The 14,499-nt window shown below is 69.9% G+C and carries 11 protein-coding genes; 5 read left to right on the forward strand and 6 right to left on the reverse strand.

All coding sequences use genetic code 11. The features are described 5' to 3' along the window. Positions 1–277: 277 nt before the first annotated feature. From QIS96_RS09270 to QIS96_RS09280, 3 genes are read left to right on the forward strand one after another with little or no spacing between them, the layout of a single operon-like run. Entirely contained in the window at positions 278–4,849 is a 4,572-nt protein-coding gene (locus tag QIS96_RS09270; protein ID WP_282541956.1) for an AAA domain-containing protein, read from the forward strand. After that, positions 4,846–5,709, forward strand: coding sequence for a hypothetical protein (locus QIS96_RS09275; protein ID WP_282541957.1), 864 nt, complete (start codon positions 4,846–4,848; stop codon positions 5,707–5,709). Before QIS96_RS09270 ends, QIS96_RS09275 begins: the two co-directional genes overlap by 4 nt. Further along, positions 5,706–7,046: a hypothetical protein gene (locus tag QIS96_RS09280; RefSeq protein WP_282541958.1), complete on the forward strand. Its 1,341-nt coding sequence runs from the start codon at positions 5,706–5,708 to the stop codon at positions 7,044–7,046. The genes QIS96_RS09275 and QIS96_RS09280 overlap by 4 nt, the downstream gene beginning before the upstream one ends. Positions 7,047–7,493: 447 nt before the next feature. On the opposite strand, the gene QIS96_RS09285 is transcribed toward QIS96_RS09280, so the two are convergent. Beyond that, positions 7,494–8,729, reverse strand: a complete 1,236-nt coding sequence (locus tag QIS96_RS09285) for an MBL fold metallo-hydrolase (protein ID WP_282541959.1) — start codon at positions 8,727–8,729, stop codon at positions 7,494–7,496. A 176-nt stretch (positions 8,730–8,905) separates the two neighbouring features. Continuing rightward, positions 8,906–9,346 (reverse strand): PPOX class F420-dependent oxidoreductase, encoded by a 441-nt coding sequence (locus QIS96_RS09290; RefSeq protein ID WP_282541960.1) that lies wholly within the window; start codon positions 9,344–9,346, stop codon positions 8,906–8,908. Between the two features lie 185 nt (positions 9,347–9,531). On the opposite strand from QIS96_RS09290, the gene QIS96_RS09295 reads away from it, so the two are divergent. After that, positions 9,532–10,095 (forward strand): carboxymuconolactone decarboxylase family protein, encoded by a 564-nt coding sequence (locus QIS96_RS09295; protein ID WP_282541961.1) that lies wholly within the window; start codon positions 9,532–9,534, stop codon positions 10,093–10,095. Between the two features lie 48 nt (positions 10,096–10,143). On the opposite strand, the gene QIS96_RS09300 is transcribed toward QIS96_RS09295, so the two are convergent. The 3 genes from QIS96_RS09300 to QIS96_RS09310 form a co-directional block, all read right to left on the reverse strand. Beyond that, entirely contained in the window at positions 10,144–10,965 is an 822-nt protein-coding gene (locus tag QIS96_RS09300) for an SGNH/GDSL hydrolase family protein (protein ID WP_282541962.1), read from the reverse strand. A 192-nt stretch (positions 10,966–11,157) separates the two neighbouring features. After that, positions 11,158–11,820, reverse strand: coding sequence for an isochorismatase family protein (locus QIS96_RS09305; protein WP_282541963.1), 663 nt, complete (start codon positions 11,818–11,820; stop codon positions 11,158–11,160). Between the two features lie 78 nt (positions 11,821–11,898). Beyond that, positions 11,899–12,552, reverse strand: coding sequence for a TetR/AcrR family transcriptional regulator (locus QIS96_RS09310; protein ID WP_282541964.1), 654 nt, complete (start codon positions 12,550–12,552; stop codon positions 11,899–11,901). A 215-nt stretch (positions 12,553–12,767) separates the two neighbouring features. Between QIS96_RS09310 and QIS96_RS09315 the strand changes: the two genes are divergently transcribed. Beyond that, positions 12,768–13,511 (forward strand): class II aldolase/adducin family protein, encoded by a 744-nt coding sequence (locus QIS96_RS09315; RefSeq protein WP_282542005.1) that lies wholly within the window; start codon positions 12,768–12,770, stop codon positions 13,509–13,511. Between the two features lie 90 nt (positions 13,512–13,601). On the opposite strand, the gene QIS96_RS09320 is transcribed toward QIS96_RS09315, so the two are convergent. Then, on the reverse strand, positions 13,602–14,495 hold the full coding sequence (locus QIS96_RS09320; protein WP_282541965.1) for a LysM peptidoglycan-binding domain-containing M23 family metallopeptidase: 894 nt from the start codon (positions 14,493–14,495) through the stop codon (positions 13,602–13,604). Positions 14,496–14,499 lie beyond the last annotated feature (4 nt).

A 14,499-nucleotide genomic window follows, 5' to 3' on the forward strand; every position in this document is an offset into this window, starting at 1 on the left:
TGGCAGGAACAGCACACGATTCATGACTCGGGAATCCCCGTGGTGGGCCTTCGCCAGACGGACTGACCGCGTCGCATCTCACCTGCGAAGAGTGGGCAGAGGCCCGCTGGCGCCGATGATTCACGAAGCCTCTTGGAACCGGAAGTGCCCCGCCGATCCGATGGAGTGCGCGGAGGCGGGGCTGTGGAGCGGATCTGGTCATCCCGCCCGGAGTGCGTTGCTACGGCCTCATACCGCCCTCATCCTGGAGCGTTCGCCAGCGGCAGAGAGGGGAACGGTGAACGTTCAGCAAGTCCATGCGAATGATCCCGACGTCATCGGACAGACGGTGGGGCTGGTCAACTTCCTGCGTGACATGGTCCACAGCAGCCACCAACGACAGCGCGACGACCGGGGCCGCGACCGGGTGTGGCTGGCCCGGCTGCCGGAGTCGGTCCGCCGGCCCGCGCCGGGCGAGGGCGGCGTGCTACTGATGCTCGATCACGTCCCGCACAGCGCACCGCCCGACCTGCCGGCCGTGCTTGAGGGTTGGGTGGATCCGGCGCGCTGCGTGGACCCTGACGGCGGTGATCCACCGCTCCCGGAGGCGGGGCCGGGTCGTGAACTCATACGCGTTGAGGACAGCGAGGAGCAGCGGGAAGAGGACGGCCCCCTGCGTCGCGAAGAGGCCGGCGACGTGCTGCGGGCTTACGGCACGTGGCTGGATCGCTGGCGCAGGTGGGCGGAGAGGGAGCGGGCAGAGCGCCCTCTGCGCGAGCTCTACGACCGGATCTACGCGTGGCACCAGAAGCTGGCACAGGAGGATGACCAGACGGAACTCGTCCTGGGCGTCGGGCTGTTGACCTGGACCAGTCCGAACGAGGACACGGTGCATCGCCACTTGCTCACGCATCGGGTGGAGACGTCGGTGGACCGCCGCACCGCGAGGCTGACCGTGCGGCTCTCGTCGGAGAGTGCCCTGCGCCTTGAGGATCAGGACTTCCTGGACAGTGATGACGGGTGGGTACGCGAGCGGGGAGCTGCCCTCTCCGAGGAGATGGCGGCTCGGGCGCTCGATCCGCTTGGACCCGAGGCTCTGGAACAGCTGGCGCAGTGGCAGGAACGCGCGACGACGCGTCCCATGGGTTTCAGCGCGGAATGGGAGCCGCCCCGCGCACCCGAGCCGGGCGCGCGGCTCACCTACGCCCCGGCCCTGGTGATGCGCCCCCGCAACCTGAACTCGTTGCTCCGCTGCTACGACCAGATCGCGGAGACGATGGTCTCGGAGGGGCGGGCGCCGCTCGGCCTGGCCCAGATGGTCCTGCCGCTCGAAGCCAAGGACCGGTCTGCCTGGGACGGAGTCCAGCGGGCACCGCTGTTCGGTGACGACCCTCTCTTCCCCGGCAAGACAAACGCACAACAGCGCAGCGTGCTCAGCCGCTTGGAGGACGACACCGGTGTAGTGGTCCAGGGACCGCCGGGCACGGGCAAGACGCACACGATCGCCAATCTGATCTCCGCGTTGCTCGCGCAAGGGCAGCGGGTGCTCGTCACCAGCGCCCGTGACCAGGCGCTGACCGTACTGCGGGAGAAACTTCCGCCTGAGGTACGGGACTTGTGCGTGCTGCTGCTCAGCTCCACGCGGCATGACGGCGCGGGCGAGCTGGAGCGCACCATCAACGCGCTCACCGATCAGGTGGCCGCCAGCGACCCGGACGAACTGCGCGCCGACATCCGCCGCCTCGCCGGCGAACGGGACGACGTGCGGGGCAGGATCGAGACGCTTACGGAGCGGGTCATCTCGCTCCGCGAGGCCGAGTACCGGCATCGGAGCGTGGCGCCGGGATACTCCGGCACACTCGCCGAAATCGTGGAGCACGTGCACGCCGGTACCGAAGCGTGCGGCTGGGTCGGCCGGCTTCCTGACGGCGCCGAGGACGTTCCGCCGCTGTCCTCCGAGCAAGCTCAGGAACTCCTCCGCTTGCTGCGCGACGGCGCGGGCGAGTCACGCGCAGGCGACGCGCTTCCTCTTCCTGAAGAGTTGCCGTCGCCTCAGCATGTCGCGGGCGTCTTCGAGGCCAGCCGCCTCGGTGACGGAGGTCTGTCCGCCGAAACGGTCGAGGTCCGAAACCTGCTCGCGAGTCTCGACCCGTCCGTGACCGGTGAACTGACCTCTCTGCTCGACGCCTCCACGACAGCCCTCCACAACCTTGGCACGCCCGCTGATGCCACGCGCTGGGACCCTGATTCCTGGATCACCCTGGCGCTGGCGAGCCAGCTGTCCCGGTCCGACATCAGGCTGTGGCAGCGGGTGGCAGCCATGACCGATGACATCCGCGAAGTCGCGCAGGACGTGGACTCGTTGGGCCTGCGCATAGTGTCCGTGCCCGAAGACCTGAGCGCTCAGACGGCGGGACAGTGGAGGGCGGTCGGCACCGCGCTCCGCGCGCACCTGGCCGCGGGGAAGGGGCTGCGGTCCCGGTTTGCGAGCAAGGCGCAGAAGGATGCCCGGGAACTCCTGGACTCCTGCCCCGTCGACGGCCGGGCCCCACAGAGGGTCGAGGACCTGGATGCCGTATTGATTCACCTGCGGGCGCACGCCACGCTCGTCGGCGCGGCCACGCGCTGGCAGCAGGTGCGTGCGGCGCTCGCCCCGGGGGCCGTGGAGGTACGGCTGGCCGAACTGACCGCGCGCGCAGGGCGACTTGAGCACATCGAGGCATTCGGTGCGGCTCGCGAACGCATCGACGAAATCCTGATCCGACACGGCGTACACCTGGCCCTCACCTCTCGCCGAGCATGGCAGGACTTCACCACGGCCGTCACTGCGCTGAAGGGCCGACGCGCCGCCGACGAGGCTCTCGCGCAGCTGGCCTCGTGGGACGAGCTTCTTCGTACGCCCGTCCAGGGCACGCAGCTGTCCGAGGAGTCCGCCGCTCTCGCGCAAGCCCTGAGAGACCAGGACGTGGACGCCTACGCCGAGGCCATGGACGCACTGGCCGCCGCGCACCGACGGAATCACCGCGCGCGGCAGTGCACCGAGTTGCTGGACACCCTGCGCGCCGCGCACCCGGTGCTCGCGGGACGTCTGTTCGACAGCATCGCCGATCCCAAGTGGGAGGAACGGCTGGAGTCCCTGGATCGGGCCTGGGCGTGGGGCAGGGCCTCGCAGTTCATCGACGAACAGCGCACTCCCGGCCTGGAGCGCAAGCTGCAGGGCGACCTGAGCGAGCACGAAGCGCGGCTGGAGCAGGTGACGGGGGAACTCGCCGCAGCCTGGGGCCGGTTGCGCTGCCTGGAACGCATGACGCAGGAGCAACGCTCAGCCCTGCAGGCGTACCGGACGCACATGGCTTCGTACGGCAAGGGGAAGGGGCGGCACGCGGGACGTTTCCGGGCCGCGGCCCGCGACGCGATGTCCGTGGCGCAGGGCGCGGTCCCTGCGTGGGTCATGCCCATCCCCCAGGTCGCGGAGATGGTGCAGACGCAGCGCGACGCCTTCGACGTCGTCATCGTCGATGAGGCCAGCCAGGCCGGCATGGACGCACTGTTCCTGATGTGGCTGGCACCACGCGTGATCGTCGTCGGTGACGACAAGCAGTGCGCCCCCGCCGTCACCGGCAAGGGCCGTCTGCAGGCCATTCAGGACAAGCTTGCCGCCCACCTGCCGGACATGCCCTCCAGACTCCGCGAGCTCTACACGCCGCACACCAACCTGTACCAGCTGCTGTCCACCTTCTTCCCGAAGGTGATCCGCCTCGAAGAGCACTTCCGCTGCGTGCCCGAGATCATCAACTGGTCCTCCAGCACGTTCTACGACAACAAGCTTCTACCCCTGCGCCAGTACGGCGCCGAACGGCTCGACCCGTTGCGTACTCACTTCGTCGAAGGCGCCGTGGCCACGGGGCGCGACAGCCGCATCCACAACGCCAAGGAGGCCGAGGCGATCGTCGAGTGCCTGGCCCGCATGGTCGAGGACCCGGCCTACCAGGACAAGACGATGGGCGTGATCGTCCTGCAGGGCTTCGGTCAGACCAGGCTTCTGGAGACACTCATCGAACAGCGGCTGCCCGCCACCGTACGAGAGCAGCACCAGATACGCGTCGGCAACGCGGCCTCGTTCCAGGGCGACGAACGCCACGTCATCCTGCTGTCCATGGTCGTGACGAACCCGTCGCGCGCCGCGGGCGGGGCCAAGAGCGAGCAACAGGCTTACAACGTGGCCGCCAGCCGGGCCCAGGACCAGATCTGGCTCTTCTACTCGGTCCCGCCGGACCGCCTCAAGCCGCACGACCTGCGCCTCAACCTCCTGACGTACATGGAGAACCCGCCGGCCGCGCTGGAAGCCGCCGACGACATCGGACCGGTGCTCCCTGATGTCCGAAGGGCTCCCTTCGACTCACTCTTCGAGCAGCAGGTGTACTTGAGGATCAAGGGACGTGGCTACCACGTGGTCCCGCAGTTCCCTGTCGGCAGCAAGCGCATCGACCTGGTCGTCGTCGGTGCCCGTGGCCGCCTCGCCGTCGAGTGCGACGGCGACCCCTTCCATCACGCCACACGCGAGCAGATCGAGAAGGACGAACGACGGGACCGTGAACTGCAGCGCGTGGGCTGGCAGTTCTGGCGCGTCCGGGACAGCGACTTCCGCTTCGATCCCGAGGCGGCGCTCACCGGACTGTGGGATGAGCTCGACCGCCAGGGGATCAAGCCGGCGAACCACACGCGGTCCGCAACGACAGCAGAGGCTGGGCCGCCCGCCGGCACGAACGCCGAGTGGAAGCCTCTCGACCTCTCCTCGGACGACGAGTTCACCGACGACACGAACACCCAGGACGAGCAGGCCGACGACACCACGAAGGACGCCGCATGACACAGGAATCCGTTGTCGGCACGCTCGACGGCAACACCCTCAAGGAGCTGGCCCGCGTCATCTGCGGTGACGACCACCTCTACTACCGCAGGGGCTTCGAGATCGCGCAGTTCCTGGAGAACTCCGGGTGGCGCAACGTGCCCGCGTACGACGGCGAGTACCGCGGCGAGTGGGCGCTCCAACTGCTCCTGGAACGTCGCGACGAGCCCACCGAGTTGGAGAAGGTACTCCTCAGGCTCGCAGACGCACGGGAGTACCTCGAAGAACCTGACATTCTCCCGACCATCGTCAACGCGGTGAACACCTTCCTCGTTCACGAAGGTATCCGTCTGGAAAACCCTGGCGGCCGCCCCAGGATCGTCGCCTGCGACCCGGCTATGGCTCACCCCGGCCAGCAGGCACCAGTCGAGCTCAGGGCCACCCTCACCGAAATCATCCGTGACCCGAAGATGGCTGCGCTGCTCCAGCGCCGTCTCGACGAAGCGCGCACCTGCTACGCCAACGGAGCTCACGTCGCAGCCATCATCATGCTTGGCAGCCTCCTCGAAGGCGTCCTGCTCACGGTGGTCGAGGAGCACGACTCCTCCCTCATGGGCAAAGAGAGCCCTGGTTCCATCAGCCTCTACAAACTCATCGGCATCTGCCACAGGGCGGGCTGGATCGACGCCGACGTAGAGCGCTTCAGCCAAACCCTCCGCGAATACCGCAACTTCGTTCACCCGCGCCGTGAGTTCGTTGAGGCCCACACTCCCGACCGCGACACGCTCACCGTGTCCTGGTACGTCGTCAACGGCGCCCTCAACGACCTCGCGGCCAGCCAGAAGACCAGGAACAACGAAGCACGAGGGGAAGCAGGTTGAAGCCCACGGCAGTAATACTCAAGGACCTCGCCGAGCCGTCGAACATCGCAGTCCACTCGAACTCGGAGCTGGCCGGGAACGTGAGCGCCGCCGCGGCGGACGACGACAAACAGAGAAAGGGCAAGGACGTCGATCCGCTCCGCCGCAAGCCGGAACTGCAGCCCATACCGGCGAAGGACCTCGCTCGCAGCGCAGAACTCACACCTTGGGACGTGCTGCACACACTGGGACGGGCAATCACCTTGGCCCGACGCGGAGCGGGACGCGGCCTCGCCGAGCACTGGGGCTGCCTGAAGTACAACCAGGCCCTGACCGGGGACGCAGCCTCCTTCATGGCGCTCTCGGCCGAGGGCCGGGAAACCGCTGACTACTACAAGGCACTCCAGTCGGGAGAACTAGGCACCGGTTTCGCACTGGCGCTCGCCACACGGCTCCTGAACATGCGCTACCCGGATCGCTTCGTCTCGATCGTGCCGGCCGACACGGCCCTGCGCGCAGGATGGGCCCTGACCAGCAGAGACTCGGGCCCGAGGTCGGGGTATCGGTATCGCCCGCAGTTCTTCGCCGAAGTGTGGAAACCCGGCGAGCCGTCGCGCGTCATCCCCATCGCCTGCAAAGGCAACCACAGCGGTCTGTCCAGCTCCTACACTCAGCTCGCGTCAGCTTCCGCCCACGTCGAGGCGGTGCACATCGGAGCATGGGACGAGACACCGTGCCTGGTGTTCAGCACCGAGCTGCCGCTCGACGGACCGCTCACGGTGCACACCCTGGAGGCCGAAGGAAGCGGAGGCTGGCTCGATGCCCCGGCCCGCGTGCTCGATCACCCGTTGGAAGACGACAACGTCTTTCCGGGCATCCAGCCACCCACACAGAGCAAGACGCCTCCGGAGCCGGTACCGGGCTACCACGTGAAGCCGGACCTCTACGCCTGGTTCCAACATGCCCTCGCCCGAACCACCGCGGCCGGGCTCACCGCCTTCGCCGGAGACGGAAAGGCTACCGCCCCATACCTGACGAAACGGCAAGGACAGCGGCACTTCACCGGCCTGAGCCACGCGGCCACCAACAGCGTCCAGGACGCACGCCACCGGTTCCTCGACATCGACTTCGTCGGCACCGACCATGTCTTCCGCCTCAACCGGAAGCGGGTCGAGGTGTTCTCCGGCGTCGCGAAGAACGTCTTCCGCCACCTCGAGAAGGGACAAGTGGACCAGTACCGCCGTGAGATCTACGCGCGCCGGTCCACATGGCCTCGCGACACCTGGGACCCACGATGGAACGGGCCCATCTCCGTGCACTCCGACGGCTCCGTACTGGCCATGCGTCTACTGCGTTGACCCACGGGCATGCTCGGGTGCGGGTCGCCGCGCGCTCGCAGGCCATGGTCCTGCTCCACCATCGGATCAGTGCCATGGCCTGCGGGGGGGGGATCTCCCTGCGCTCCACATGCCCCGGTTTGGTGCTGGCTCAGCCTTCGGTGGACAGGCCGACCACCACAGCGACACCGCTCAGATGTTTCCGTCACCAAGCGCCGACGTTGCGTGGTCCAGGCGCAGCCAAGACGATCGACAGCTCCGCGCCCGGTGCCTCAGCTGCCCACAATGCGTGTTCGGACGACAACTGGGAGGGCCCCGCCAGCATCGGCAACGGCCTGAACTGCTGGCCACCAGGCGAACGCTCCCGGCGAGCCGCGCCGTCCAGCGCACACAGCAAGCGGTCGCGCTCCTCGCCCGGAAGACGAGCCAGCAGGCGCATCACCCCACCGAGGTCATCCTCGCTCGCCGTCACCGATCCCCCGCAGGGTCAAGATCACGCCTGGAGACCTCGGCAGGAGCTTCGACCGACTGGGGCCTGCGCCACGGGTGAGCCATCGGATGGGACACCGGCCGCCACCACGGCTCCTCCGGCAGCAGCTTCCCCACCGGCTCGAACGGCTCGCCCGGACGGGGGAACGCCACAGTCTGGCCGGCCTCCTCGGCCTCGTACTTCGTCCACTCCCCCGGCTCCGCCCAGGCATGCGGAGCCAGATTGAACGTGCCCCAGTGGATCGGCAACATCACCCCACCCGGACCACCCCCCTGCAGGTCAAAGTGCGCCTGAACCCCCTCCGCAGGCGTCATGTGAATGTCCGGCCACCCACCAGGCAGCGGCATATAATCCGTGTGGTTCTTGGGCCAGTACTCGCTGTAGGCGCCGATCTGGATCATCGTCGCGTCGAACGGGCCGTGCTCGGCGCCGATGTCGCGGAAGCCCGGGAAGTAGCCGGTGTCCCCGGAGTGGAAGATGCGGTGCTCCTCGCCCGCCACGGCCCAGGACGCCCAGAGCGTGTGCTGCTCGTTGCGCAGTCCGCGCCCGCAGAAGTGCCGGGCCGGGGTGGCGGTGAAGCCGAGGCCGGCGATCTCCGTCCGCTCGTGCCAGTCCAGCTCGCGCAGCCGGTCCGGGGACACGCCCCAGTGCTCCAGGTGCGCGCCCACGCCGAGCGGCACCGCGAAGACCGTGTCCGTGTCGGCCAGCGCCTTGATGGTGGGCAGGTCCAGGTGGTCGTAGTGGTCGTGCGAGATGACGATCGCGTCCACAGGGCCGAGCGCGGTGAGCGGCACCGGCACCGGGTGCAGCCGCTTCGGACCGGCGAATGCGAAGGGCGAGCAGCGCTCTCCCCAGACCGGGTCGAAGAGCACCCGCCTGCCGTCGATCTCCGCGAGGACGCTGGAGTGCCCCATCCACGTCAGGCGCAGGCCGCTCGCGGGCGGGCGGGCCAGGTCGGCCAGGGTCGTCGGGTGCACGGGCACGGTCCCGGAGGGGGCCCGGCGCAGCCGCTCCTCCTTGCGGAAGTACGTCTTCGCGAACTCGACCTTGGAGCCGAGCGGGCCGACGCGCGCGCCCACGGGGTTGACGAACCGGCCGTCCGCGAAGTTCGGCGATCTCCGGATCCGCGCCAGGCGCTCACCGGTCGCGTCGGCGCCGAAGGAGGCGGGCCGAAGCAGGCGGAGCTGGGAGCGTAGGGAGCGGATGCCGGTCACGGGTCCTCCAGCGGAGCGATTCGGTCAGGTTTTCATTATGGGCGGCCGGTATGACAACGCCTCGTGGACGCCTCCCGTGCCCGGCGGCCCCGGCGGGCCTGGGCCGGTCCGTACGCCTCTCGTCGCGCGGCCCTAGGCCGGTCCCCGTACGCCTCTCGTCGCGCGGCCCGCCCCCGTCACCCGGCGGGCTGCCCGTAGGCGCGCTCGACCGGGATGCTGAGCACGAGCCGCCGCTCGCGCACCATCGCGGCGCGGTAGTCGTCCCAGTCCGGATGCTCGCCGCGGACGTCGCGGTAGAGCCGGATCAGCTCCTCCACGGTCTGGTCGTACGGGTCCTCGGCCACTGGGGTGAGTTCGGCGGTCCCCTCGACGACGGTCCAGGCCCAGCGGTCGGCGCTCGTGACGTGGTACGAGGCCCGGGGGTCGCGGCGAAGGTTGCGGGTCTTGGCCCGGTCGTCGGTGACGGAGATCCGCAGCACGCGCGCCTGCGGGTCGTAGTGGTGGTTGACGTTGGACAGTTGAGGGCGGCCGTCGCGCCGCAGCGTGACCAGCACCCCTCCGGCGTACTCCGTGAGCAGCTTCAGCAGGGCGTCCTGGTGCTCGTCTCCTGTCGTCATGCCTCGTCAACGCGCCGGAGCCGCGAAGGATTCCGCCCACGGGACGGCTCCGCGACGCCCGCCGCGGCGGGCGATGTCACGTTCCGCCCACCGTGATCCGTCACAGAGGCGAAAGCCGCACGGGCCCGTACGACCGACCCGTACGGCAGCTCCGTACGACCCGTTCCGCATCTGGAGGCGACCCCATGGCCCGCATTTCCCTGACCCCGCCCGAGACCGTCCTCAACCGTTTCGTGCAGTGGTACTGCACGCGCGCGTACGGCAGGGTCATGGACCCGGTGAAGGCGTCCGGGCACCACCCGAGGCTGCTGTGGGCGCAGTTGCGGTTCGAGCAGGCCGTGGCCCGGTGGGACAAGCTCGACGCGGATCTGAAGGCGCTTGCGGTGATGGCCTCGGCGGCGTCGATCGGCTGCTCGTGGTGCATGGACTTCGGGTACTGGAAGGAGCACGGGCGCGGCATGGACGAGCGCAAGCTCAGGGACGTGCCGACCTGGCGCGACAGCGAGGTCTACTCGGACGTTGAGCGGGACGTCATGGAGTACGCGGAGGCCATGACCGCCAACCCGCCCGAGGTCTCGGACGAGCTGGCCGCGCGGCTCACGGGCCGCCTGGGCGAGCCGGCGTTCGTCGAGCTGACGATGCTGGTCGCGGTGGAGAACCTGCGCTCCCGCTACAACTCGGCGCTCGGTCTGACCAGCCAGGGCTTCAAGGACTCCTGCGACCTGCGGGACGCCCGCTCCGGGGCGTGACCGCCGCGCCCCTCCGACCCGCGCGATCGGCGGGATCCGTACGACCTTTCAACTGGCCGATTCCAACTGGGACTTGAGGATGTACGGGTCCACGACGCCCTTGGCCGAGACGTGGTCGCCGGAGGACTCGCCGCGCAGCCTGCGCCCGATCCAGGGCACCAGGTACTCGCGGGCCCACTGGATGTCGTCGCGCCGCTCCTCCAGGGTGCCGCGCGGCGGCAGCGGCGGCCACGGCTGGTCGGGGTCGACCGGGACGTCGAGGCCGAGCACCTGGGCGGCGCGCAGCGCGACGCGGGTGTGGCCCTCGGGCGAGAGGTGCAGCCGGTCGCCGTCCCAGGCGCGGCGGTCCTGCACGGAGCGCAGCGACCAGAGGTCGAGGACGGGGCACCGGTAGCGGTCGGCGACCGCGCGCACATGGGCGTTGTACGTGGCGATCTTGCCGCGCAGGTGCCGCAGGACGGGCACGCCGCGGGTGTCGAAGCCGGTGGTCACCATGACCGTGCCGACGGACTCCTTGAGGTCGATCACGGCGCGCTCGAAGCGCTCGGCGACGTCGTCCGGGTCGGTGCCGGGCCGGATGATGTCGTTGCCGCCGGCGCAGAAGCTCACCAGCTCGGGGGCGAGCTCCTTGGCCCGCGGCACCTGGTCGGCGACTATCTGGTCGAGCAGCTTCCCGCGCACGGCGAGGTTGGTGTACTCGAAGGTGTGCTCGGGGTGCCGGTCGGAGAGGAGCACGGCGAACCGGTCGGCCCAGCCGACGAAACCGCCGTCCGGGCCGGGGTCCCCGACGCCTTCGCTGAAACTGTCGCCTATGGCCGCGTACGAGCTGGGGACCGCGGTGCTGATGAGGGGTGCCGAATCGTCTGCCACGTCGGCATATCTTTCACCTCGCTAAGTGACCTACGCCACCGTAGGTAGGGGTTGACTCCTGGTGATATACGCCATGCGTAAAGAGTCGATCAAGCCGGAATAGGGCCTGACGTCCCAAGTGGACGGATTCATTCCGAGGGCCGTCGCCCCGGCGGCACCCCACCGCGACCCCTCCACGACCAGGCCGTCCCGTCAGCGGTGCGGCCCCGGTGAGGGGCGGGTGCCGAGACCCAGGCGGTCCCGCTCGGGGAAGTACCAGCGCATGACCTCGCGGAGCTTGTCCGAGTCATCGCGGGCCCAGTTGCGCATGAGCTCGGAGCCGAAGGAGATCGCGGTGACCGGGCGGGCCCCCGCGGCGATCATCCGGTCGAAGGCGCGGTCGTGGGCCACGGGCGTGATGCCGCCGACGGCGTCCGCGACCGGGAACACCTCGTACCCCTCGGCGAGCATGTCCAGGGTCGGGAACGTCAGGCAGACCTCGGTCCACAGGCCGCCGATGACGACCTTCCGCCGGCCGGTCGCCACGATCGCCGCGCGGAACTCCGGGTCCTCCCAGGCGTTCACGCCGGTCCGGTCGATCTCGGCGACGCCGGGCAGCTCGTCGAGGATCGCGCGTGCGGTGCCCTCGTTGACGCCCATGTCCACGCCCACGGTGCTCAGGACCACCGGCACCTCGTACGCGGTGGCCAGCTTGGCGACGGCGCGGACGTTGAGGTCGATCTCCTCCGGGCTCGAGGAGGTGACGGTCCCGTACTGGCCCGGCTGGTAGTCGATCAGCGCGAGCACGCAGTTGTCCGGCGTGAGCAGCCGGTCAGCCCTGGGGTCGCGCTGGGGTTCCGGTGCGAGCTTCGGCACGGCTCTTCCTTTCCGGCTTTCCGGTGGGGGCCCTGCCCATGGTGTCCGCTGCGGTGCGGGGGCGCGAGCGCGGGAGGGTCAGGTCTCCCCGCGCGACCCCCGGGCCCGCCGCGTCCGCCGCTTCTCGGACACCGCGTCGAACAGCGGCGGCAGGAACGTGACCGCCAGCTCCTCCGGGGCAAGGCGGTCGGGCTCGACCAGGCTCTGGGCGAGGGAGCCCTCGTGGACGGCCGTGGTGAGGCGGGCCAAGGTGTCCAGGTCCACGGTCGGGCGCCGGCCGAGGCGGTCGAAGAGGCGACCGAGGAGCCCCGCGACCTCCGCGCGCAGCCGCCCGTCGTGCTCGGCGAGCGCGCGCGCCGCCTCCGGGCGTCGGATGGCGTGCAGGGTGAACTCGGTGGAGAGCAGGTACCAGCGGCGCTCCGCCTCGTCGACGGTGCTCACCCGCGTGAGCACCGCGCGTACCGGATCGGCATCCTCGGGCAGCTCCGCGAGCGCGTCGACGGCCTGCGTCAGCCGGTCCACGACGCTCTGTGCGTGCAGGTCGAACAGGGCGAGGAACAGGGCTTCCTTGGTGCGGAAGTTGGAGTAGAACGCGCCGCGCGTGTACCCGGCCCGCTCGCAGATCTCCTCGATCGACGCCCCGTGGAACCCGCGCTCGGCGAAGGTGTCGAGCGCCGCTTCGAGAAGGCGTGCGGTGGTCTGCGGCCGCCGCTTCGTGGGCCCCTTCGGCAACGTGACCCTCCCGGGCATTGACATGCCTACGCGACCGCGCCGACGATACAGCACCGTATCGGATACGGATCTGTATCCGATACGAGTACGCATCCGGCTGCGCCGCGCACCCTTGCGCCCCAGGAGGTCCGCCCATGGACACGTCCACCACCAGCACGCCCGACGCCCCCGCACCCCACCTCGGACTCGGCCCCGTACCGCCGGGGTTCCGGGCCATGGTGCCGCCCGATTTCGACTCGCCGGCCGAGGAGCGGCTGCACCGCAAGCAGGAACTGGCCGCCGCCTTCCGGCTGTTCGGGAAGTTCGGGTTCTCCGAGGGCGTCGCCGGGCACATCACGGCGCGGGACCCGGAGCATCCCGATCGGTTCTGGGTCAACCCGTTCGGCATGAGCTTCAGCCAGATCCGGGTCTCCGACCTCGTCCTCGTCGACCACGACGGCACCGTCGTCGAGGGCGAACACCCGGTCAACCGGGCCGCGTTCTGCATCCACTCCGAGGTGCACAAGGCCCGCCCGGACGCCGTCGCCGCCGCGCACGCCCACTCGCTGCACGGCAAGGCCTTCGCCACGCTGCGCCGGCCGCTCGACCCGCTCACCCAGGACGCCTGCGCCTTCTTCGAGGACCAGGGGCTCTACGAGGACTTCCGCGGCGTGGTCAACGACACCGAGGAAGGCCGCCGGATCGGCGCCGCGCTCGGCCCGCACAAGGCCGTGATCCTCGCCAACCACGGGATTCTGACGGTGGGTCAGAGCGTGGCGGAGGCCGCCTGGTGGTTCATCACCATGGAGCGCTCCTGCCAGGCCCAGCTGCTGGCCATGGCGGCGGGCGACCCGCAGCACATCGACCGCGAGACCGCGCTGCAGGTGCGCGAGCAGATCGGCACCCCACTGGCCGGCTGGTTCCAACTGCGGCCGCTGTGGGACCAGATCACCGCCGAGCAGCCCGACCTCTTCGACTGACGCCGCCCCCGCTCCGGACGCCGCGCCCCGTCCCGTACGCGAACGGGCTCGCCCCCGGAACACCGAGGACGAGCCCGTACCGCCGTGATGTCACACGGAGACGCCGTGCGAGCGCAGGTAGGCAAGCGGGTCGACGTCCGAGCCGTAGTCGGGGCCGGTGCGGACCTCGAAGTGCAGGTGCGGGCCGGTGGAGTTGCCGGTCGAGCCGGACAGGCCGATCTGCTGGCCGCCGCTGACGGTCTGGCCGGCGGACACGTCGAGGGACGTCATGTGGGCGTACTGCGAGTAGTGCCCGTCGGCGTGCTGGATGACGACCTCGTTGCCGTACGAGCCGCTCCAGCCGGCGGAGACGACGGTGCCCTCGCCGATGGCCTTGATGGGCGTGCCGGTCGGGACGACGAAGTCGGTGCCGGTGTGGTAGCCGCTGGACCACATGCCGCCCGCGGTGCGGTACGCGGTGGAGATGCTCGCCTGCACCGGGGCGGTGAAGCCGTCGGACGTGGCGGCGGTCTTCGCCTCGGCCGCGGCGTCGGCGGCGCTCGTGTCGGCCTTGGCGGGCTTCGCGGGCTCGGCCTTCTTCTCGGCCTTGGTCTGGGGCGCGGCCTCGGCCTTCGCGCCGTCGACCGACAGCTTCATGCCGGGCAGGATGAACGCCGGGTCGCCGCCGACGACCTTGCGGTTGTCCTTGTAGAGCTGCTTCCAGCCGCCGTCCACGTCGAGCTGCGCGGCGATCCCGGAGAGCGTGTCACCCGAGACGACGGAGTACGACTTGGCGCCGGCCTTGGCCGCGGCCTGCGGGGCGGCGGACTGGACGCTCTCGGGGGCCAGGTTCTGGGCGGCGGGAGCGGCCTCGGGGGTGGCGGCGTTCGCGCCGGCGGCGCCGAGCAGCGGCAGCGCGAGCGCGGCCGAGCCGGTACCGGCGACGGCGAAACCACGGGTGAGGCGCAGGGACTTGGGACGGCGGTGCTTACCCTTCGCGGGCATGGCG

Origin of the sequence: Streptomyces cavernicola, assembly GCF_029968035.1 — a bacterium.
Lineage (GTDB): Bacteria > Actinomycetota > Actinomycetes > Streptomycetales > Streptomycetaceae > Streptomyces > Streptomyces cavernicola.

Coding starts and splice junctions, on each gene's coding strand:
- QIS96_RS09275 (WP_282541957.1), top strand. CDS start 4,846: ATGACACAGGAATCCGTTGTCGGCACGCTCGACGGCAACACCCTCAAG.
- QIS96_RS09290 (WP_282541960.1), bottom strand. CDS start 9,346: ATGACGACAGGAGACGAGCACCAGGACGCCCTGCTGAAGCTGCTCACG.
- QIS96_RS09295 (WP_282541961.1), top strand. CDS start 9,532: ATGGCCCGCATTTCCCTGACCCCGCCCGAGACCGTCCTCAACCGTTTC.
- QIS96_RS09315 (WP_282542005.1), top strand. CDS start 12,768: ATGGTGCCGCCCGATTTCGACTCGCCGGCCGAGGAGCGGCTGCACCGC.
- QIS96_RS09320 (WP_282541965.1), bottom strand. CDS start 14,495: ATGCCCGCGAAGGGTAAGCACCGCCGTCCCAAGTCCCTGCGCCTCACC.